The 20,277-nt window shown below is 63.3% G+C and carries 18 protein-coding genes; 11 read left to right on the forward strand and 7 right to left on the reverse strand.

All coding sequences use genetic code 11. From position 1 onward, the window contains the following. Positions 1–216 precede the first annotated feature (216 nt). The 4 genes from DZK26_RS11670 to DZK26_RS11685 all read left to right on the forward strand — a co-directional run bounded on the left by DZK26_RS11670 (position 217) and on the right by DZK26_RS11685 (position 5,598). Entirely contained in the window at positions 217–2,583 is a 2,367-nt protein-coding gene (locus DZK26_RS11670; protein WP_116899049.1) for a prolyl oligopeptidase family serine peptidase, read from the forward strand. 6 nt (positions 2,584–2,589) lie between these two features. After that, positions 2,590–3,303, forward strand: a complete 714-nt coding sequence (locus DZK26_RS11675; protein ID WP_116899048.1) for an SDR family NAD(P)-dependent oxidoreductase — start codon at positions 2,590–2,592, stop codon at positions 3,301–3,303. A 4-nt stretch (positions 3,304–3,307) separates the two neighbouring features. Next, on the forward strand, positions 3,308–4,447 hold the full coding sequence (locus DZK26_RS11680) for a serine hydrolase (protein WP_116899047.1): 1,140 nt from the start codon (positions 3,308–3,310) through the stop codon (positions 4,445–4,447). Positions 4,448–4,587: 140 nt separating this feature from the next. Then, the gene (locus DZK26_RS11685) at positions 4,588–5,598 is read left to right on the forward strand and encodes a hypothetical protein (RefSeq protein ID WP_116899046.1); all 1,011 of its coding nucleotides are present in this window, start codon (positions 4,588–4,590) and stop codon (positions 5,596–5,598) included. 94 nt (positions 5,599–5,692) lie between these two features. Here the strand turns inward: DZK26_RS11685 and DZK26_RS11690 are convergent, their stop codons facing one another. Next, positions 5,693–7,027, reverse strand: a complete 1,335-nt coding sequence (locus DZK26_RS11690; RefSeq protein ID WP_116899045.1) for a diguanylate cyclase domain-containing protein — start codon at positions 7,025–7,027, stop codon at positions 5,693–5,695. Positions 7,028–7,300: 273 nt separating this feature from the next. On the opposite strand from DZK26_RS11690, the gene frdA reads away from it, so the two are divergent. From frdA to DZK26_RS11715, 5 genes are read left to right on the forward strand one after another with little or no spacing between them, the layout of a single operon-like run. Then, positions 7,301–9,049: a fumarate reductase (quinol) flavoprotein subunit gene (frdA, locus tag DZK26_RS11695; RefSeq protein WP_116899053.1), complete on the forward strand. Its 1,749-nt coding sequence runs from the start codon at positions 7,301–7,303 to the stop codon at positions 9,047–9,049. Further along, positions 9,042–9,782, forward strand: coding sequence for a succinate dehydrogenase/fumarate reductase iron-sulfur subunit (locus DZK26_RS11700; RefSeq protein ID WP_116899044.1), 741 nt, complete (start codon positions 9,042–9,044; stop codon positions 9,780–9,782). Before frdA ends, DZK26_RS11700 begins: the two co-directional genes overlap by 8 nt. After that, positions 9,779–10,168: a fumarate reductase subunit C gene (locus DZK26_RS11705; RefSeq protein ID WP_116899043.1), complete on the forward strand. Its 390-nt coding sequence runs from the start codon at positions 9,779–9,781 to the stop codon at positions 10,166–10,168. The genes DZK26_RS11700 and DZK26_RS11705 overlap by 4 nt, the downstream gene beginning before the upstream one ends. A 1-nt stretch (position 10,169) precedes the next feature. Beyond that, entirely contained in the window at positions 10,170–10,526 is a 357-nt protein-coding gene (gene frdD / locus DZK26_RS11710) for a fumarate reductase subunit FrdD (RefSeq protein WP_116899042.1), read from the forward strand. Between the two features lie 46 nt (positions 10,527–10,572). Next, the gene (locus DZK26_RS11715) at positions 10,573–11,355 is read left to right on the forward strand and encodes a methyltransferase domain-containing protein (protein WP_116899041.1); all 783 of its coding nucleotides are present in this window, start codon (positions 10,573–10,575) and stop codon (positions 11,353–11,355) included. Here the strand turns inward: DZK26_RS11715 and sufU are convergent. The 6 genes from sufU to DZK26_RS11745 form a co-directional block, all read right to left on the reverse strand. Next, on the reverse strand, positions 11,333–11,761 hold the full coding sequence (gene sufU / locus DZK26_RS11720; RefSeq protein WP_116899040.1) for a Fe-S cluster assembly sulfur transfer protein SufU: 429 nt from the start codon (positions 11,759–11,761) through the stop codon (positions 11,333–11,335). The two genes, DZK26_RS11715 and sufU, sit on opposite strands and share 23 nt — an antisense overlap. A gap of 56 nt (positions 11,762–11,817) precedes the next feature. Continuing rightward, positions 11,818–13,068, reverse strand: coding sequence for a cysteine desulfurase (locus DZK26_RS11725; RefSeq protein WP_116899039.1), 1,251 nt, complete (start codon positions 13,066–13,068; stop codon positions 11,818–11,820). A gap of 187 nt (positions 13,069–13,255) precedes the next feature. Then, complete coding sequence (gene sufD, locus DZK26_RS11730; protein ID WP_181918471.1) at positions 13,256–14,458, reverse strand: Fe-S cluster assembly protein SufD; 1,203 nt, start codon at positions 14,456–14,458, stop codon at positions 13,256–13,258. Between the two features lie 7 nt (positions 14,459–14,465). Further along, positions 14,466–15,221, reverse strand: coding sequence for a Fe-S cluster assembly ATPase SufC (sufC, locus tag DZK26_RS11735; RefSeq protein ID WP_116899037.1), 756 nt, complete (start codon positions 15,219–15,221; stop codon positions 14,466–14,468). Between the two features lie 168 nt (positions 15,222–15,389). Next, entirely contained in the window at positions 15,390–16,835 is a 1,446-nt protein-coding gene (sufB, locus tag DZK26_RS11740) for a Fe-S cluster assembly protein SufB (protein ID WP_116899036.1), read from the reverse strand. Beyond that, positions 16,832–17,293 (reverse strand): SUF system Fe-S cluster assembly regulator, encoded by a 462-nt coding sequence (locus DZK26_RS11745; RefSeq protein WP_116899035.1) that lies wholly within the window; start codon positions 17,291–17,293, stop codon positions 16,832–16,834. The genes sufB and DZK26_RS11745 overlap by 4 nt, the downstream gene beginning before the upstream one ends. A 161-nt stretch (positions 17,294–17,454) precedes the next feature. On the opposite strand from DZK26_RS11745, the gene DZK26_RS11750 reads away from it, so the two are divergent. Together DZK26_RS11750 and DZK26_RS11755 are read left to right on the forward strand one after the other, a co-directional pair. Further along, positions 17,455–19,284: a hypothetical protein gene (locus DZK26_RS11750; RefSeq protein WP_116899034.1), complete on the forward strand. Its 1,830-nt coding sequence runs from the start codon at positions 17,455–17,457 to the stop codon at positions 19,282–19,284. Further along, positions 19,281–20,273, forward strand: coding sequence for an aminoglycoside phosphotransferase family protein (locus DZK26_RS11755; RefSeq protein WP_116899033.1), 993 nt, complete (start codon positions 19,281–19,283; stop codon positions 20,271–20,273). The genes DZK26_RS11750 and DZK26_RS11755 overlap by 4 nt, the downstream gene beginning before the upstream one ends. The last annotated feature ends 4 nt before the right edge of the window (positions 20,274–20,277 follow it).

The following is a 20,277-nucleotide window of genomic DNA, read 5'->3' on the forward strand; positions in this document are numbered from 1 at the left end:
CCGCCTGACGAACCTCAATCACTTCGCCCCTTCAGGCTCATCTCTGGATTGGAAAGGACTGCCCGATCCAGGAATTACCCTGATCCTTCCGGGCCCACCGAACCCTGTCGATACACGGCCAGAGTCGATCCACGGTGTGGGTGACATTGTAACGGAGCCCGGTGAGAAGGCGTGTAGAATTCGGGAACAAATTCAATCCAATCGCTCACAATCGTAATGAAACGACTTTCAATCCTGGCCGGCCTGCTACTGGCCGGCAGTGCATTCGCGCAGACGCCCGATCTCGAGCAAATCATGGCCGATCCACAGTGGATCGGGCCGCCCGTCGAAGAGGCCTGGTGGCAGCTCGACGGCGAGGCCGTCTACTACCGCGTCGAGCGCGAAGACAGCGAGCTCTATGACATCCACCGCATCGATCTGGCCACGGGCGAGGACAGCGTGGTCGACTACGCCGGGCAGGCCGGCATCGACGGCACCGAACCGGTCGTTCATCCCGGCACCGGCCGTACCGTGTTCGTGCGCGAGGGCAATCTGTTTGCCCGCATGCCCGGTCACGATGAGCTGCTGCAGCTCACCCGCAGCACGGACACCGACGCCGAGCCAGCCTTCAGCCCCGAAGGCGACCGCGTGATCTTTCGCCGCGGCAGCCAGTGGTGGGTGCACGACCTGGTCGATCACCTGAACTGGCCGGTGACCGACCTGCGTTTTGAAGACAAGCCCGACGCCGAACCGGACGACGACCTGGCCGAAACGCAACTGCGCCTGTTCGAAAGCCTGCGCGACCGGCGCGAGGACCAGCAGGAGGCCCGCAGCGAGGCCGAGAAGGCCGCCGCGGAGGATCCGAGCCGCTCGGTGGCGCCCTGGTACCTGGGCGAGGACATGGAACCGGGCACCTCGAGCCTCTCGCCCGATGGCCGCTGGCTGCTGCTGGCCGTCCGGCCGGCCGGTCACGCCGACGGCAAGAACGGCCGGATGCCGCACTACGTCACCCAGTCCGGCTACATCGACGTCGAGGACGTGCGCACCCGCGTGGGCCGCAACGCCCCGGCGCCGAGCAAGCTGTGGCTGCTCGATCTCGAGAATCGCAAGAAGCACGAGCTGGATTTCGAGAGCCTGCCGGGTATCGGCACCGACCCACTGGCCGAACTCAAGTCCGAACAGGACGTCGACCCCCTGGGCGAGGACGAATTGCGTGAGGTCAGCGTCAACGGCCTGGAATGGCACCCCGACGGCCAACTGGCCGCAGTGCAGCTTCGCGCCATCGACAACAAGGATCGCTGGACGGCAGTCGTGTCGACGACGGCCGACGAACCGGCCCTGAACAACCGCCACCGCCTCACCGACGAGGCGTGGATCAACTGGTACTTCAACGACTTCGGCTGGCTGCCCGACTCCGAAACCCTCTGGCTGCTGTCCGAAGAGACCGGCTACAGCCATTTCTATACGGTCGACGCACACTCGGGTGAGACTGAGCAGCACACGAGTGGCGATTTCGAGGTGTTCGACCCGGTCATCCGCCAGGACGGCGAATCGGTCCTGATGCTCACCAACCGCAGCCACTCGAGCGAATACGACCTCTATCGCCTGAAACTCGGAAGCGACGAACTCGAGCGCATCACCGGGCACAAGGGCATTGAATCATTCACCGTCCGCCCGGGCGACGACGAGCATGTGCTGCTGCGCTACTCCGAGTCCTACCTGCCACCGCAGGCGGCACTGGCGGATCTCGAATCCGGCGAACTCGAGCCGCTGACCGACACACGCACCGAGCAATTCAAGGCCGTGGAATGGCAGCAGCCGGAGATCGTGCCCGTGCCCTCGAGCCATGTCGAGCGCCCGGTCTGGGCCAAGTTCTACCCCGCCCGCGGCGAGCCCGCCCACGGCGGCGATGAATATCCGGTGGTGCTGTTCGTCCACGGCGCCGGCTACCTGCAGAACACCTGGCTGCGCTACCCCAACTACTTCCGCGAGCAGATGTTCCACAACCTGCTCACCGAGCGCGGCTACCACGTGCTCGACATGGACTATCGCGCCAGCGCCGGCTACGGACGCGACTGGCGTACCGCCATCTATCGGCAGATGGGCACACCCGAGCTCGAAGACCTGATCGACGGCGTCGACTGGCTGGTCGAAAACCACGATGCCGACCCCGAACGCGTCGGCGTCTACGGCGGCTCCTACGGCGGTTTCATGGCGTTCATGGCGATGTTCAAGGCACCCGAGGTGTTCGAAGCCGGGGCCGCACTCAGGCCGGTCACCGACTGGGCCCATTACAACCACTTCTACACCTCGAACATCCTCAACACACCCGAGGTCGACCCGCAAGCCTACAAGCGCAGCTCGCCGATCGAGTTTGCCGAAGGCCTGGAAGGCCACGTACTGATTGCCCACGGCATGCTCGACGACAACGTCTTCTACCAGGACTCCGTGCGCTTGGCGCAACGCCTGATCGAGCTCGGAAAGAATCACTGGGAAATGGCGTCGTATCCGATGGAGGGGCACGGTTTTACCCGCCCGGATAGCTGGCGCGACGAATACTGGCGTATCCTGCACCTGTTCGAACGCACTATCGGGAGGGAGTAAATCACAATGAACGTGTTCATTACGGGTAACAGCAGCGGCCTGGGACTGGGGCTGACCGAAGCGCTGCTCGAGCGCGACGCTCTCATCTGGGGCATGAGCCGGCGGGGCTGTCCGCTGGCCGAGCACCACGACGACGGCATCCGCGACCGCGAGCAGGACATCGGCAATCTCAACCATCTCGAGGAGGGCCTGGACGCACTGCTGTCCGACTGCCTGCGCCTCGACCTGGTGGTGCTCAATGCCGGCATGCTCGGCCGCATCCAGGAGATCTCGCACACCGACGTGCACGACCTCGAACACATGATGCGCGTCAACGTGTGGGCCAACAAGCTGATCCTGGACTGGTTCATCGAGCGCCAGATCCCGATCGACCAGGTGGTCGCCATCTCCTCCGGCGCGGCAGTCAACATGAACTACGGCTGGGGCGGCTACTCGCTGTCGAAGGCCGCGCTCAACCACCTGATCAAGCTCTACGCCCCTGAAATGCCGGACACGCACCTGATCAGCCTGGCACCCGGCCTGATCGAGACCGGTATGCAGGACTACATCCGCGACGAGGTCGACAGCGAGGAATTCCCCTCGGTCCAGAAACTCAAGGAAGCTCGCGGTACCGAGAAAATGCCCAGCCCCCGCGAGGCGGCCGACAGCATTCTCGACCTGCTCGAGGACCTGAAGGAAAACCACGAGTCGGGCGACTTCGTCGATATCCGCGAACTGTAGTGCAATGAACATTTCGGGGACGCCGGCCACAGCGCTCAGCGCAGCCGGCCGGCGCACCCAGCCTCTCCTGCTGTCGCTGCTGATCCTGCTGCTGCCCGCTTGCGTTAGCGTTCCGCCGGCCGAAAGACTCGATGCCGGCACAGCCGGTCTCCAGGCCGAACTCTCGAGACTGGAACAACAAGGCTTCGTCGGCCAGGTCGCCGTCGCCCATGCCGGTGAGCTGCTGTTACTCCGCGGCTACGGCACCATGGGCATTGACGATTCCCGCCGCGTCGATGCCGGGGCCGTCCTGCCGCTGGCCTCCCTGACCAAGCCCTTTACCGCCAGCGCCGTAGTGGCGCTTGCCGCCGACGGCCAGCTGGCGCTTGACGATCCCGTCAGCCGCCATCTCGAAGGTCTCGACGCCGCCTGGAATGATGTCACCATCGAGCATCTGCTGACCCACACCGCCGGCCTGCCGGCCGAAGTCCACAACCGCAGCTGGCAGGGCGATCCACGCTTCGAGCCCATTGACCGGAAAGAACTGATCCGACGGATCAATCACTACCGGCCCGACCACATCCCGGGCAAGCGCTTCAACTACAGCAACATGACCTACAACCTGCTGGCGACCGTCATCGAAACCGTCAGCGGCCAGACCTGGGAGCGCTTCCTTCATGAGCGCTTGCTACGACCGGCCGGCATCGAAGACATCGGCCTGCTCGGGCCAAAATGGACGAGTGACCAGCTCGTGCACGGGCGCAGCAAGGGAAAGGGCCGCGGCCATTATCTCCAACGGCCACGACTGGACGACGGCCTGGGCTACAACCTGCGTGGTGCCGGCGACCTGCTGGCCGAGCCTCGCGCCATCGTGGACTGGTATCGGGCGATCCGAAACCGGACCTGGCTGCCCGAGCCCTGGCAGGACATCTGGCTCGAGCCGAAGGTAGGTGAACCCGACGGCAGCCGCTACGGCTATGGCCTGAGCTTCCGCGACAGCCGCTGGGGCCCGGTCATCGGCCACCGCGGCGGCGACCGGGTGTTCGCCACCGACTTCTCCTGGTTCAGGGAACTCGATGTGATGGTCTACATCGCCACGGCCAACGCCCGTTATGAGGCCGACTTGATGGCGCCGCGCCTGCATCGACTATTGCTTGGGCCCTGAAAAACCTTACAGGCGCAGCGGCTGATCCGGCGGACCGGTGAACCGGACGGGCCGCGATCTGATTTGCAAGTGGCATAGTCCGGCCGGTTTTCCCGTAATATCGGACACGACCAACCTGGTATCAAAAGAGGGATTCCCAAATGATGGACTTCAAGATCGGCGAAGTGCTGGGCCTGATGGCCAAGACACTGCCATTTCTGATCTTTCGCTTCCTGATCTATTTCGGCATCACGCTGGCCTACGTACTGGTCACCGGCGTCGGTGCGGGGATCGGGTACTTTATCGGGCATATCGGCGATGACCCTGGCTCGTTCAGCGTCTGGGGCGGGCTGGTCGGTTTCGGCATCACGTCGGCCATCCTCTACTTCCTGCGCGAGTACCTGCTCTACATGGTCAAGGCCGGCCACATCGCGGTGCTGGTTGAACTGCTCGAAGGCCGGGAGCTTCCCGACGGCAAGGGCCAGATCGACTACGCCCAGGGCATCGTGCGCGAGCGCTTCGTGGAATCCTCCGTGCTGTTCGGTATCGACCAGCTGATCAAGGCCGTGCTCAAGACGTTCAATCGGGCGTTCTTCACCATTACCTCGTTCATCCCGATCCCCGGCCTGCAAGGACTGGTCAAGTTCATCAACACCGTCATCAACCTGTCGCTGACCTACCTCGACGAGGTCATCCTGGCGCACAACATGCGCACCAAGGCCGACAACCCCTGGCGCTCGGGCCAGACAGCGTTGATCCTGTACGCGCAGAACTACAAGACCTTCCTGAAGAACGCCTTCTGGCTGGCCTTCTTCATCTGGGCCATGACCTTCCTCGTGTTCCTGGTGGTGCTGCTGCCGGTCGCCGGACTGGTCTCCCTGTTTCCGGGTACCGCCGGCATCCTCACACTGGTTATCGCTGTGGTCTTCGCCTGGGGTATCAAGCAGGCCGTCATCGAACCCATCGGCATGACCGCCCTGATGCAGGTCTACTTCAATGTAACCGAAGGCCAGCAGCCGAACCCCGAATGGGACGACAAGCTCAGCAGCCTCTCCAAGAAGTTCGGCGAAATAAAAACCAAGGCCCTGGACTGGGACCGCGAAAAGGGCAGCAAGCCCACCCCGTCCGACGAACCAGCCCAGGGGAGCACGCCCCAGCCCGACGAGGGCTAGTCCCGAACAACAAAAGCGATGTACCCGCAGGGTTCAAGCCCTGCCACAACAAGAAACCGAACTGCCCCGCAGCCGCTGGTTGCGGGGCTTTTTTTCATTTGCTTCGCGCGCTTTGCTTCTGGGTGTACATGTCGGCATCGGCGTTGCGCACCAGACTGCCCGCTTCTTCCCCGTCACTCGGGTAAACCGCCACACCGATACTCACCGAAAGGTTCAGCGTATAGCCGTCCCCCTGCAATGGAACCGCCATAGCTGAGTGGATTTTATCGACCACGATATCGGCGCTACCCGAACCAGCCACATTGGTTAACAACACGGTGAACTCGTCGCCACCCATACGAGCGATGGTGTCCGATACACGGGTGCAGTCCCTGAGCCGGCTTGCTACCTCACTCAACAATCGGTCGCCTGTTTCGTGACCCAGTGTGTCATTGACGGTCTTGAGATTGTCCAGGTCGAGGTAAAGCAGCGCCAGGTACTCCTGGTCGCGACGGGCACGGCGAAGCGCCATCTCCAGCCGGTCGTAAAACAGGACACGGTTGGGCAACCCCGTGAGCGCGTCATGATGCGCCATGTGACGCAGCCGTTCCTGCGCCTGCTTGCGCTCGATGGCCGTGGCCACCTGGGTCGAGACAAACTGCAAGAGATCGAGGTGTTTGTCGGTGTATTGCTCACTCGGCATACCGCTTTCGAGAATCACCGCACCCACGACGTCATTCCCGGATACCAGCGGCACGCCCAGCCAGTTTGCCTTGATCTCCGACGAGGCCGGCTTCGCACCCAGTTCGGAGCGATCTTCCCCCTGCATCGCCAACAGCGCCTTCCCCGTGCGGATCACTTCCGCCATGGCCGATTCGGGCAAAGGCTCTGCCTGACGCGGCGATTGGCGATGATCCGCAAAATAGGGAAAAGCGATCGTTTCGTTGCCGAGGTCGTACAGCGCCACGTAAAACTTGTCCGCGGGCAGCAGATCCGCGATCGCCCGATGAATTTCGCGGCACAACGCCGGCAGACTGTCCTCCGCGTGCGCCGCCTCGGAAATGCGATACAGGGCGCTCCGGACGTTCTCCGCGCGTTTGAGCGCCGTCACGTCGCGCGCCACCGCGATTCGAACACGATGCTCCTCGGACCAGCGGGCAGACCAGAGAATGTGCACCACCCCGCCGTCCTTGCGCACGTAGCGATTCTCGAAATCGATATGCGAGGCGCCGCCGATAACCCGCTCGGCTGCCGTGCGCGTCCGATCCCGGTCTTGCGGATGGACGTGGTCGATGACGAAAGTACCCACCATTTCCTGCTGCGTGTAGCCGAGCAGCGCATTACAGGCCCTGCTCACAAACACGATCCGACCTGCCTCGTCGACCACGAAAACAGGGTCGAGCAGCAGATCCACAATTTCGGGCAGCAGGGCGTCCAGATCAATGGCCATGTTTTGAGTTTAGCAGCGACGTTACTGCCATCCCCGTCACCCATATCATTCGAGCATGGGCACAAGCGATCCTGTCTGCCAGCAGGCGCGGCCTCATTCAGCGTTTTGCCGGTTGCGCGCCCTGGTTTCTTTGTTTCTGCGTCTCCGTCTTGTATTCTTGATGCAGATCAACCGGCCACTTTCGCTGCTACGTGATAGTGCGCCCAGGAACTGAAATCGGGAATTCCGGTGCCAGACCGGCACCGTGAAACCGGCAACGCCAAGGGAGCGACGATGCGGTTTGTCAATGCGGATGTAGTCATCATCGGAGGGGGTGGAGCAGGCCTGCGGGCCGCGATCGCCGCCGCCGAAGCCGATCCTTCCCTGCACGTCGCCCTGGTGTCCAAGATCTACCCGATGCGCAGCCACACCGTCGCCGCCGAGGGCGGCGCAGCGGGCGTTGCGAGCGAAAACGACAGCCTGGAGAACCATTTCCGCGACACCGTGAGCGGCGGCGACTGGCTCTGCGACCAGGACGCGGTGGACCTGTTCGTCAAGGAAGCGCCCGGCGTGCTGCGGGAACTGGAGCACTGGGGCTGTCCCTGGAGCCGCCAGGCCGACGGCCGCGTCGCCGTCCGCCCTTTCGGCGGCATGAAGATCGAACGCACCTGGTATGCGGCCGACAAGAGCGGCTTCCATATCCTGCACACGCTCTTCCAGACCTCCCTCAAGTACGACGCAATTCATCGTTATGACGAGTACTACGTCGTGGATCTGCTGGTGGCCGATGGCCGATGCATGGGTTGCGTGGCCATCGAGCTGAAAACCGGCGAGACGGTGGTCTTCGCGGCGCCGTCGGTGGTCATGGCCACGGGGGGTGCCGGACGCGCCTTCCCGTTCACCACGAATGCCGGCACCAATACCGGGGACGGCATCGCCATGGCCTATCGTGCCGGGGTGCCGCTCAAGGATATGGAGTTCGTCCAGTACCACCCCACCGGCCTGCCCGGCAAGGGCATCCTCATTACCGAGGGGGCACGGGGCGAAGGCGGGATCCTGGTGAACCGGGATGGCTATCGCTACCTGCAGGACTACAACCTCGGCCCACCCGACCCGTGGCCGCGCAAGAAAGCCATGGAGCTGGGACCGCGCGACCGACTCAGCCAGGCCTTCTGGCACGAGCAGCAAAAGGGCCGCACGGTCGATCATCCCGCCGGCCAGGTCGTGTTGCTGGACGTGCGCCATCTGGGCGAGAAGAAGATCAACGAGCGCCTGCCCTTCGTGCGGGAGCTCGCGCGCATCTATGCCGCCGTCGACCCGGTGCACGAACCGATCCCCGTGCGCCCGGTCGTCCACTACACCATGGGCGGCATCGACACCGATATCGACGCGGCAAGCCCGGTGACCGGACTGTACGCGGCCGGGGAATGCGCCTGCGTGAGTATCAACGGGGCGAACCGGCTGGGCTCGAACTCGCTCACGGAGCTCCTGGTCTTCGGGCGCATCGCGGGCCACAACGCAGCCACCGCCAGGGCCGAGCATCCGGACGAGGCGTCGGCAAGGGAGTTGGCCGAAACCGCCATGTCCCGCGTCCAGCGCCTGCTCGATACGGACCCGGGTGAGGAATCCGTGGCAGGCCTGCGCGACGAACTGAACGGGTACATGGAGGAATGCGCCGGCATCTACCGAGACCAGGAACGGCTCGACCAGGCCTGCGAGGGCATTGCCGGGCTCCGCGAGCGCTACGGAAAACTGGGCCTCACGGACAAGAGCTGCGTGTTCAACACAGAACTCGCCTACGCACTGGAACTGGGCTCCATGCTCGAAATCGGCGAGGCCCTGGTGCATGCAGCGCGCATGCGCCGCGAGTCCCGCGGTGCCCACCAGCGCCTGGACTTCACCGAGCGCAACGACGACGAATTTCTGGTCCACAGCATGGCCAGCTTTCGCGGCGACGGGCCGCCGGAAATCACCCGGAAACCGGTTACCATCACACGCTGGGAGCCCGCCGAACGCGTCTACGGAGGAACGAGCGATGACTGAGCGCCGCATCCAGCTCGAGGTTCAACGGTACCGCCCGGAAACGGATTCGGAGCCCACCTGGGAAAGCTACGACGTTCCCGCCATGGAGGACTGGGTGGTGCTGGACGCGCTCAACTACGTCAAGGACCACCTGGACGGCACCCTGAGCTACCGCTGGTCCTGCCGCATGGCGGTCTGCGGCAGCTGCGGCGTGATGGTCAATGGCCAGCCGGTGCTGGCTTGCAAAGCTTTCCTGCGCGATTACCCGGAAACCGTGCGCGTGGAACCCCTGGCCAACCTGGCCGTCCACCGCGACCTGATCGGTGACATGGAAACGTTCGCGGCCCGGCTGCCGGAAGTCAAACCCTACCTGATACCGGGGGAGGAACCGCCCGAGGAGGACGTATTCCGTCAACAGCCCTCGGAACTGGCCGTATACCGCCAGTTCACCATGTGCATCAACTGCCTGTTGTGCTACTCGGCCTGTCCCCAGGTGGGACTGAACGAGAATTATCTGGGCCCCTCGATACTCGCCCTCGCCCACCGCTACAACCAGGACTCGCGCGACGGCGGACGGGCCGAGCGCGAGGAAGTCACCGCCAGCGAAGACGGTGTCTGGGAATGCACCTTCGTGGGAGAGTGCTCGGAGGTCTGCCCCAAGGGCGTTGACCCTGCTGGCGCAATCCAGCAAATGAAACTGGCCAGTTCCATGGACTGGATCACGCGGCCTTTGAAGCGCGGAGGCAAGTCATGAAAGGACCCACGCCCTGGCAGCCGGAAATGCCGGCCTTATGGTGGCTGAGCCAGCCCAACTACGTGCGCTATATGCTCCGGGAACTGACCTGCATCTGGGTCGGCGCCTGGGTTGGCATGGCCATTGTCGGCCTGATCAGGCTCCGGCAGGGGCCGGAAGCCTGGGAGGGCTTTCTCGGCGCCCTGGGGTCGGCCCCGGGCATCGTGTTCCAGATCGTGGCGCTGCTGTTCGTGCTGTATCACACGGTCAGCTGGTTCCGGCTGGCACCCAGCACGATGCCCATCTGGATCGGCGAAACCCGGGTGCCATCGGGATGGATCGAACTGGCCCACTACGCGGCCTGGATCCTGGCGTCCCTCTTAATTCTCTATCTGGTGGGGGTGTAACGTGGCTCGATCGAACAAGCCAATGGTCTGGCTGCCATTCGCCGCTGGCGGCACCGTGGCCGCATTCCTGTTGCCCGCTGTCATGCTCGCCGTCCTGCTGGTCACGCTCGGCGTCCTGCCTGCCGATGCGTTGTCGCACGATCGCATACAAGCTTTCGTCGACCACCCGGTCGGCAAACTCGCGATCCTGGTCGTGCTGGCGCTGCCCCTGTGGCATGCTGCACACCGGCTTCGAATGACGCTACAGGATCTGGGCGTTCGACGTCCCGGCACGCGCCGGCTGGTTGCCCGTCTGTGCTACGGGCTGGCAACCGTGATCACCGTAGCGCTCCTGTACGGGCTACTGCCGACGGCATGAATTTCAAAATATCGATCCTGGGATCGGCCACCGTGGAGGCGGGGACATGAAGAATCAGAAAATGGAGTACCGCCAGGACGCTGCGATCGGCGGGCACACCACCACCAGCACTCCGGCCGTCCAGACCCCGACGCGGGACGACAAAGCCCTGCCGGATTACCTGGTCCGCTACTACCGCTGGACCTATCTGTGGCCGTTCACCGTGTGGTTCTTCGACCACCAGCCGATCATCAACACCATTCTCTTCGGCAATTACCGCCGCATCATGAACGAGACCCGGCGCCTGATGGATGCCCCCAACGCCGGCAAGACCCTCCAGATCGCGGCCGTCTACGGCGAGCTGACGCCGACCCTGGCCGCGGACGTCGATGAGTTGCACCTGGCCGAAATCGCGCCCGTCCAGATTCAGGCCGCCGAGCGCAAGCTCGAAGCGGCCGGACTGAAGGCCAACGTGGCACGCATGAACGCCGAACGCCTGGAATACGACGAACAAAGCTTCGATGCCGCACTGATGTTCCTGTTCCTCCACGAGCTGCCACCTGAGGCGCGGCGTAACTGCCTGCGCGAGGCCGTGCGCGTGCTTCGTCCCGGCGGCCGATTCGTCATCGCCGAGTACGGCGAGACTCGACGCCGCCATTTCTTCCATCGCTTTGCGCCCATACGCTGGACGCTCACGACCGTGGAACCGTTCCTCCGCGTGTTCTGGAACGAGAACCTGGTGGAAACCATGGAGACATGTGCCGCCCAGGAAGGACGCGAAATCGAACTCGACGAGCACGTGGATATCTTCGGCGGGTTCTACCGGGTCATGCGATTCCGCGTTCTTTAAAGGCACGCAATACAGTCCGCCACGGCAGCAGTGCATTACGCACCCGCGCGGGAAACCCGCTGACTGCCCGCAGATGGTTGATATCCCCCAGTTCTGAATCGTCGGGTCGTTCCGGGTCTTCGAGCAATTGACCGAACCGTTCGTAGGCAGTCTCGACCTCGGTCCGGGAGCGCCCCACCAGCCAATCCATCAGCATCGAAGCGCTGGCCGTGGTGATCACGCAGGCTTCTCCGGAAAAGGCGGCTTCCTCAACACGGCCGTCAGTAAGACGGAGTTCGACCAGGATATCATCGCCGCACAGGGCGTCCTGGCCCCGGGCGCTGTGGGTTGCGCCAGCGAGGCTTCCGTAGTGATGCGGGGAACGATTGTGGTCGAGGATGACCTGCTGATAGAGCTGATCGAGCATGGCTCGAAATTCTACCTTGGGAGTCTCTGAAAAACTTGCGCGGGCGCGACGGTGCCTCAGACCAGCATTTCCCGGGCCTTGCCCAGGGCGTCGATGAAGATGTCGATCTCGTTGCGCAGGTTGTAGGGGGCAAACGACACGCGAGCGGTGGCGGGAACGTCGAAGAACTGCATGACCGGCATGGCGCAGTGGTGGCCGGTGCGGATGGCCACGCCGAAATGATCGACGATGGTGCCGATATCGTTGGGATGGGCGCCCTCCAGGGTGAAGGAGACGACTGGACCCTTGTGTTCGGCCGTGCCGATGATCGTCAGGCCATCGACCGCCTGCATTTTTTCGGTGGCATAGTCGAGCAGGCGCTCTTCCTGCCAGACGATGCCTTCCAGGCCGGTTTCCTCGAGAAATTTCACCGCCTTGCCGAAGCCGATGGCGCCGGAGATATTGGGCGTGCCGGCCTCGAACTTGTGTGGCAGATCGTTGTAGGTGGTGCCTTCGAAACTGACGCGGTTGATCATCTCGCCCCCACCCTGCCACGGCGGCATGGATTCCAGGATCGACTCGCGCGCCCACAGGGCGCCGATGCCGGTCGGCCCGTACATCTTGTGGGCGGAGATGCAGTAGAAGTCGCAGCCCAGGGCCTGGACGTCGACGGCCATGTGCGGTGTGGCCTGGGCGCCGTCGACCAGTACCGGCACGTCGTGCTGCCTGGCAATCCGGCAGACTTCCTCGACCGGATTGATCGTGCCCAGGGCATTGGAGACGTGGACCATACCGATGAGTTTGGTGCGCTCGTTGATCATCGCCGCCAGCTCGTCGACCAGCAGCTCACCCTTGTGGTTGATGGGTGCGACCTTGAGCACCGCGCCGGTCTGCTCGCACAACATCTGCCACGGCACGATATTGGAGTGGTGCTCCATGTGCGTGATCAGGATCTCGTCGCCTTCTTCAAGACGCGGGCGCAGGTAGGCCTGGGCGACCAGGTTGATCGCTTCGGTAGTGCCGCGGGTGAACACGACTTCACGGATTGAATCGGCATTGAGCAGGCGGCGCACGGACTCACGCGCACCCTCGAATTGCTCGGAAGCTTCGACCGAAAGCTGGTGGACGCCGCGGTGCACGTTGGCGTTGTATCGGCGATAGAAATCGTCCATCGCCTCGATGACCTTCAGCGGCCGCTGGGCGGTGGCAGCATTGTCGAAGTAGACCAGCGGCTTGTCGTCATGCACCTTGCGCTCGAGCACAGGGAACTGATCGCGCAGGGCGAACACGTCGAGCTGGTCTTTGACTTTCGATTCGACTGTTTCCATTGTCGTAGCTTCCAAAAAAATCTTATTAACGCAAAGACGCAAAGCAGCGAAGAACGCAAAGAAATGAATGAATTGGCTTAGAAACTCTCCTTAACCTCACTAAATTGCATCAATGCTTGGGTCTTTGTTCAGAATATGGTTCCCTTTGCGCTCTTTGCTGCTTCGCGCCTTTGCGTTTGTAAGATTTTCAAAGCACCAATTCCAGCTCACGCAACAACCAATTCCGTAGCGTCTCATCGGCCAGGCCTTCCAGCGGGGCGGCGGCGAAGCCGTATTTGAGGAGGCGGTTAGCTTCCTCAGTCGGCAGGCCGCGCGAGCGCAGGTAGAACAGCGCGTCGTCGTCGAGCTGCCCGATGGTCGCACCGTGGGATGCCGTGACATCCTCGGAATAGATTTCGAGTTCCGGCTTGGCGTTGATGCGTGCCATCTCGCCGAGCAGCAGATTGGCCGTATTCAGATCGGAGTGACTGTCGTCGGCCTCGGCGTGGATGTGGATACGACCGTTGAACACGCCCACGCCGGTACCGTCGGCCAGAATGCGAAAGGACTCGCGGCTGTTGGTATGCCCGGTGCAGTGCTCGATCGAGGTGTGATAGTCGACGTGCTGCCTGGAGTCGAGCACCACTGTGCCGTCGATCTCGCCGACCGCGCCGGCCTCGTTGAGAAATACGTTGAGATCCTGTCGGCCCAGACGCGCGCCAGTATCGAGCACGTAGGAACGATATTCGGCGTCGCGCACCACGTCCACCCGGGTGCGAGCCACGCGCACGGTATCGCCCCCGCCGCGTTGGATGACGTGATCCAGGGCCGCCCCCTGGCGTACCCGGATATTCGTCACGGCATTGATCATGCCTTCACCGCCGCCGGATTGCGTTTCGACGAGCGAAGCGCGGGCGTTGTCGGCCAGGTCAATGAACAATCTCGGATGGACCGCCGCGGCAAAATCGTCGGACGTCGTGAAGGCCAGCACCAGCGGAGAATCCAGTTCGCCTTCGATGCCGATCCGCCAGGCCTGTCCGAAACGGGCCAGGTTGAGCCAGGCGAAGGCGTCTTCACGTCCACCGTATGCGATACCTTCGAAGTCTTCGCGCGTGGCCGGCGTCAGCTTGATGCCATCGGGAAGCTTCGTTTCATCAGCGTTGAGGATGCCGTTGTCGAAGTGCAGCACATGGCCGTCGAACGGCAGTTCCGGAAGAGACGATGTCGAAGCGGGCGCCGGCTGGAACTCGCGTTTTTCGAGCAGCTTGATGGGCGTGTACTTCCAGGCCTCGGTCTTGAGGTCGGGAAATCCATGCTGCATCAGCGCACGCTGCGCGTTTTCGCGCAGGTCGCTGAAATCGTCGGCAGCCAATGATGACTGGGGAGCGAGTTTTTCCGCTAGTTCACTCATTTGGTTTCTAGGCCTCGGCCGCTTCCGTTGCCAGATGCGCGTATCCCTCGGCTTCGAGCCGATGGGCGAGTTCCTTGCCGCCTGTCTCGACGATGCGACCATCGGACAGGACATGTACCCGGTCCGGCGTGATGTGTTCGAGCAGGCGCTGGTAGTGCGTGATCACCATGAAACTGCGATTCGGATCCCGCAGGCGATTGATGCCTTCGGCCACCAGCTTGAGCGCGTCGATGTCCAGGCCGGAATCGGTCTCGTCGAGTACGGCCAGCTTCGGCTGGAGCACCGCCATCTGGACGATCTCGTTGCGCTTCTTCTCGCCGCCGGAAAAACCTTCGTTGACGGCGCGCTTGAGCAGCGAATCGTCCATCTTCAGTTGCCCCAGCGTTTCTCGCACGGTCTTGAGAAAGTTCATGGAATCGACTTCCTCCTCGCCGCGGGCCTTGCGCTGGGCGTTCAGGGCCGAGCGCAGGAAATAGGCGTTGTTCACGCCCGGGATCTCGACCGGGTACTGAAAGGCCAGGAACAATCCGGCGGTGGCGCGTTCTTCGGGCTCCATACCTTCGAGATCCTTGCCCTCGAACTCGATCGAGCCCTCGGTCACTTCGTAGCCGTCGCGCCCGGCCAGCACGTGGCCCAGCGTCGACTTGCCCGAACCGTTCGGGCCCATGATGGCGTGCAGTTCACCGGCGCCGATCTCGAGGTTCAGGCCCTTGAGGATTTCCTTGCCATCGATGGAGGCGTGGAGGTTGGTAATTTTCAACATATGGGGATTTGTCTTTGTCCAGTTAGCTCTTTAAGTTGTGGTGCATTCGTTAGGGCTTCAGTAAATAGAAAATAGAAAATAGTGAAATTGCCCGCCTCTATTTACTTTTTACTATTCACTATTTTCTGGTGATCCACCAACGGCACCAGCAGTGAGTTCATCGCACCGTCATCCAACGGCACCTTCCAGCGAAATCTCCAACAACGCCTTCGCTTCCACCGCGAATTCCATCGGCAGTTCCTTGAAAACTTCCTTGCAGAAGCCGTCGACGATCAGGGCGACCGCATCTTCTTCATCCAGGCCGCGCGAGCGACAGTAGAAGAGTTGGTCCTCGCCGATGCGCGAGGTGGTGGCCTCGTGTTCGACCTTGGCGCTGGGGTTGAACGATTCGATATACGGGAACGTGTGTGCACCACACTGCTTGCCGATCAGCAGGCTGTCGCACTGCGTGTAGTTGCGCGCGTTCTCGGCCCGCTTGGCCATGCGCACCAGGCCGCGGTAGCTGTTGTTGCTGTGCCCGGCCGAGATGCCCTTGGCGATGATCTTGCTGGTGGTGTTCTTGCCCAGATGGATCATCTTGGTGCCGGTATCGGCCTGCTGGTAGTTGCGCGTCAGGGCGACGGAGTAGAACTCGCCCGATGACCGGTCACCACGCAGGATGCAGGACGGATACTTCCAGGTAATGGCCGAACCGGTCTCGACCTGTGTCCAGGTGATGCGCGCATCGTCCTCGCGACAGTCGCCGCGCTTGGTCACGAAGTTGTAGATGCCGCCCTTGCCGTTCTCGTCGCCCGGATACCAGTTCTGCACGGTCGAGTACTTGATATGAGCACGTTCCTTGGCGACCAGTTCGACGACGGCCGCATGGAGCTGGTTTTCATCGCGCATGGGCGCGGTGCAACCTTCCAGGTAGCTGACATGGCTGCCCGGTTCGGCAACGATCAGCGTGCGCTCGAACTGACCGGTGTCGCGAGCGTTGATGCGGAAGTAGGTCGACAACTCCATCGGGCAGCGCGTGTCCTTCGGAATGTAGACGAAGGAACCGTCGGTGAACACGGCCGAGTTGAGCGCGGCGAAGTAGTTGTCGGTGTGCGGCACGACCGAGCCCAGGTACTCACGCACCAGGTCGGGATACTCCTGCACGGCCTCGGAGAAGCTGCAGAAGATCACGCCGGCTTCCTTCAACTCCTTCTGGAAGGTGGTGCCGACCGAAACCGAGTCGAACACGGCATCGACGGCCACACCGGCCAGGCGCTCGCGCTCGTGCAGCGGCACACCCAGCTTGTCGAAGGTCTCGAGCAGCTTGGGGTCGACCTCGTCGAGACTCTTGGGCCGGTTCTCCTGCTTCGGAGCCGCGTAGTAGTGAATCTTCTGGAAATCGATCGCCGGCAGATTCAGGTGCGCCCAGTTCGGGCCGATCATCTTCTGCCACTGGTGAAAGGCCTTCAGGCGCCATTCGAGCAGCCATTCCGGCTCGTTCTTCTTCGCCGAAATCATGGCGATGATATCTTCGTTCAGGCCCGCCGGGACGCGGTCGGATTCAATGTCGGTATAGAACCCGGCCTTGTAGCGCTGCTGAATATAATTCTGGACCTGTTCGGTGGTCTGACTCATGAAACTTCCCGTTGAGATGAGGCCACGGCTTCCGCGCGGATGGCGATGCGTCGCGACGATGGCTCGGCCAGGTCGGCCAGACTCAGGCCCGCCAGGGCACTTTCGACGGCCTGCCCGATCTTTCGCCAGTTGCCCCGCAGGTTGCAGTCGGACTCATGTGAGCAAAGACCGGGCTCGAGTCCGCATTCGGTCAGGGCGATCGGCCCTTCCATGGCGCTGACGATACCCGCCACCGAGATGTCCTCGGGCGGCTCGGCCAGCTTGTAGCCGCCGTTGACGCCGCGAATCGAGGTCACCAGGCCGGCACGCGCCAGGGTCTTGAGCACCTTGGCCACCGTGGGCGGTTCGAGCCGGGTCAATTCCGCCAGCCGGCTGGCAGGCACGCACTCGTCGCGGCGATGCGCCAGTGCCGCCAGAAGTACTGTGGCGTAGTCGGTCAATTTGCTGATTCGAAGCATGGCCTGCGCCCGCGGAAACTATGCTGTTTATTATGCGGGTCGGGCGGCGCCGAAACAAGACCAGATTGGTATTGTTTCGGCGGCCGGGTCGTCGCGGCCGGGCGTGAAACGTTCAGCGTCGCTGGTAAACTGGCGCGGTTACTGAACGGCAATGGGGCCCGATGAACGGCAACGATTTCAGCTTTTCCGTATCCGCCTCGCCCGGCGGTTCGCCCGCCAGCGAGCCGACGCGCTACCTGGCGCCTCCCTACAATGCGCGGCTCATCGATCGGCAGACGGTTTACCTGCTGATCAGCGGCGAGCCGCAGGTCAGGGAACTGCCGCTGCCGCTGGTGCAGATCCTGAGTCAGTGCGGTCGCTTCCGGACCCTGGACGAGCATGCGCGGGAAGTGTCGCGTGCGTTGCGCTTGCCGCCGCCGCGCGCCGCCGAGGTCCGCCGGTCCCTCGAGCGGCTGGTCGAGCTGGGCCTGCTGCTTTCGGAATCCGACGTACTGGCGCGACTGGCGAGTCGACGCTCGGAGCGGTCGCAAGGTTCGATCGAGGCCCTGTTCATCCGCACCTGCGGCCGACCCGACACCCTTCGCCGCCTCCTGGAATCGCTGGCGGAACGGGAACTGCCGGAAGGACTGTCGCACTGCCTCGTGCTCGACGACAGCCGAAATGCCGAAGAACGTGCCGCAACACGCAGCGTGGTTTCGGACTTCGAGGACCGCCTGGCCGGCAGGTTGCGGCTGATCGACGTCGATCGGCGCCGAGGCCTGATCGATGCGATCACCGCCGAGTCCGGCATCGAGGTCCAACCGCTGCTCTGGACGCTCGAGGGCGACCCCGACGATCCAGCCCCGAGCTATGGAGCCAGCCTCAACCTGGCCCTGCTGCTGGGGGCCGGCTCGCGCATCGCCATCATGGACGACGATGCCAGTTTCGATGCCTTCGAGCTGCCGGGCGTGGAAAGCGCACCCGCCTTTCGCTGCAGCCAGTCGGCGCGAATTCAGTTTCCGGAACCGGACTGGCAGCTGCCCGGTGATCACTACCCATCGCTCACGCGTCACCCCCTGAGCTGTCACGATGAACTGCTCGGCGCCACCGGCGGCGACCTCGCCGCGCTGGGTCAAGCCGACCAGCACGGTTTGCTCGAGGACCTGGACCCGCAGCTCCTGCACGAACTCTCGGGTGCGACCCGGGTTCGCCTGACCAGCAGCGGTACGCTGGGCGACCCGGGCACGGGCAGTGTGCAGTGGTTGCTGACCGAGGATCCCGAGCATCTGCAGCCGCTGTGCGAAAGCGAAGCCCGCTACCGTGACCTGCTCGGCCAGCGCCGCCTGGCCCGATGCGCCGACCGCCCCCTGGCCACGACGGCCTTCGCGCTCATGACCACCACGCTGACCGGGATCGACAACCGCGAACTACTGCTGCCCACGCAAGCGCGCGGCGCCAACGAGGATCTGCTGTTCGGGGCCCTGGTCGACTTTCTCCATCCCGGATCGTTGCAGCTCAGCCTGCCGCACATGCTGTTCCACCTGCGCCCCGAACCGCGTCGCTGGAAGTCCGGGGACTTCGAACATCCGCGCAATATCGAACGCGGCGGCTTCCTGGCGCGACAGGTCGAAGAACTGGCCAAGACCAGCCGCTCGCACGACCCCGACCGGCGCGCCGACCTGCTCGCCGCTGCCCTGCGCGACCTCGCCCGCTGCGACGACCTGGAGTGGCGGCTCAAGCGCGAACTGCTGGAAACCCGGGCTGACATGATCGAACAGATCGGAACGACGCGCGAATCACTCAAGCCACCCCCCTGGCTGGACCGGGACTTCGAGCGAACGCTTCAGGCCCAGCGCAATATCACGGACAGGGACGGAGAGCGATTGACCAACCTGGCGACCCACCTGCCGGCATTTCTCGAACGGTATGCCGACAGTCTTCCGCACTGGCGCCGGGCCTGGCACACCTGCCGGTCGCTCGACCTGGCCAACCTGCTGGACGCCACCGAATGAGTCAAGTCGACGAACGACGCGAACTGGCGCAGGACTGGGCGGCCGAACGGCTCGGCTGGACGGACTTCGAGGCCGAAGCTGTCTCCAGCGACGCCAGCTTTCGCCGCTATTTCCGGCTCCGGCACGGCGATTCTTCGCGTATCGTCATGGACGCCCCGCCCGAACACGAAGACACCGCTGCCTTCGTCGAGGTGGCCGCTCGCCTGAGGCGCAGCGGTGTACACGCCCCCGAAATACTCGCCCACGATCCCGACCGGGGGCTGGTGCTGCTCGAAGACCTGGGCACCCGCCCCTATCATCAGGTGCTCGACGAGAACAACGCCGAGACCCTTTTCGGCGATGCGGTGGACGCACTGATCCGGTTCCAGGCTGAAACCGGGACCGACGGCCTGCCCGATTACGATCCCGCCCTGCTGATGCGCGAATTGGCGCTGTTTCCCGACTGGTTTCTCGCCCGCCACTGGCGGGTCGAACCCACCGACGGCGAGCTCGACGCCTGGGACCTGGTCTGCGCCACGCTGATTCGCTGGGCGCTCGACCAACCGCAGGTCTTCTGCCACCGCGATTACATGCCACGCAACCTGATGGTGTCCGAACCCAACCCCGGCATCATCGATTTCCAGGATGCCGTGCGCGGCCCCGTCAGTTACGACCCGGTCTGCCTGTACCGCGATGCCTTCCTGAGCTGGCCGCCCGGGCGCGTCGACGCCTGGCTGGAGGACTACCGCCGCAAGGCGCTGGATACCGGCCTGCCGGTACCCGAAGACCCGGACTTGTGGCGCCGGACCTGCGATTTCATGGGCGTTCACCGCCATCTCAAGGTCGTCGGCATCTTCGCCCGGATCCGCTACCGCGACGGCAAACCGAAATACCTCGAGGACGCCCCCCGGTTTTTTGCCTATCTCGACCAGGCCATCGACCGCAATCCGGAACTGGCCGAGCTGCGCCGGCTGCTGACCGCGTGGCGCAGCAGGTCGCAGGCGGCGTGAGGTT

It is taken from the genome of Wenzhouxiangella sp. 15190 (genome assembly GCF_003417465.1).
GTDB lineage: Bacteria > Pseudomonadota > Gammaproteobacteria > Xanthomonadales > Wenzhouxiangellaceae > Wenzhouxiangella.

Bases quoted from the DNA above. Each gene is read 5' to 3' on its own strand.
- DZK26_RS11675 (WP_116899048.1), top strand. From the start codon at position 2,590: ATGAACGTGTTCATTACGGGTAACAGCAGCGGCCTGGGACTGGGGCTG.
- DZK26_RS11715 (WP_116899041.1), top strand. From the start codon at position 10,573: ATGAAGAATCAGAAAATGGAGTACCGCCAGGACGCTGCGATCGGCGGG.
- DZK26_RS11690 (WP_116899045.1), bottom strand. From the start codon at position 7,027: ATGGCCATTGATCTGGACGCCCTGCTGCCCGAAATTGTGGATCTGCTG.
- DZK26_RS11670 (WP_116899049.1), top strand. From the start codon at position 217: ATGAAACGACTTTCAATCCTGGCCGGCCTGCTACTGGCCGGCAGTGCA.
- DZK26_RS11750 (WP_116899034.1), top strand. From the start codon at position 17,455: ATGAACGGCAACGATTTCAGCTTTTCCGTATCCGCCTCGCCCGGCGGT.
- sufB (WP_116899036.1), bottom strand. From the start codon at position 16,835: ATGAGTCAGACCACCGAACAGGTCCAGAATTATATTCAGCAGCGCTAC.
- DZK26_RS11725 (WP_116899039.1), bottom strand. From the start codon at position 13,068: ATGGAAACAGTCGAATCGAAAGTCAAAGACCAGCTCGACGTGTTCGCC.
- sufD (WP_181918471.1), bottom strand. From the start codon at position 14,458: ATGAGTGAACTAGCGGAAAAACTCGCTCCCCAGTCATCATTGGCTGCC.
- DZK26_RS11680 (WP_116899047.1), top strand. From the start codon at position 3,308: ATGAACATTTCGGGGACGCCGGCCACAGCGCTCAGCGCAGCCGGCCGG.
- sufU (WP_116899040.1), bottom strand. From the start codon at position 11,761: ATGCTCGATCAGCTCTATCAGCAGGTCATCCTCGACCACAATCGTTCC.
- sufC (WP_116899037.1), bottom strand. From the start codon at position 15,221: ATGTTGAAAATTACCAACCTCCACGCCTCCATCGATGGCAAGGAAATC.
- DZK26_RS11685 (WP_116899046.1), top strand. From the start codon at position 4,588: ATGATGGACTTCAAGATCGGCGAAGTGCTGGGCCTGATGGCCAAGACA.
- DZK26_RS11755 (WP_116899033.1), top strand. From the start codon at position 19,281: ATGAGTCAAGTCGACGAACGACGCGAACTGGCGCAGGACTGGGCGGCC.
- DZK26_RS11700 (WP_116899044.1), top strand. From the start codon at position 9,042: ATGACTGAGCGCCGCATCCAGCTCGAGGTTCAACGGTACCGCCCGGAA.
- DZK26_RS11705 (WP_116899043.1), top strand. From the start codon at position 9,779: ATGAAAGGACCCACGCCCTGGCAGCCGGAAATGCCGGCCTTATGGTGG.
- frdA (WP_116899053.1), top strand. From the start codon at position 7,301: ATGCGGTTTGTCAATGCGGATGTAGTCATCATCGGAGGGGGTGGAGCA.
- DZK26_RS11745 (WP_116899035.1), bottom strand. From the start codon at position 17,293: ATGCTTCGAATCAGCAAATTGACCGACTACGCCACAGTACTTCTGGCG.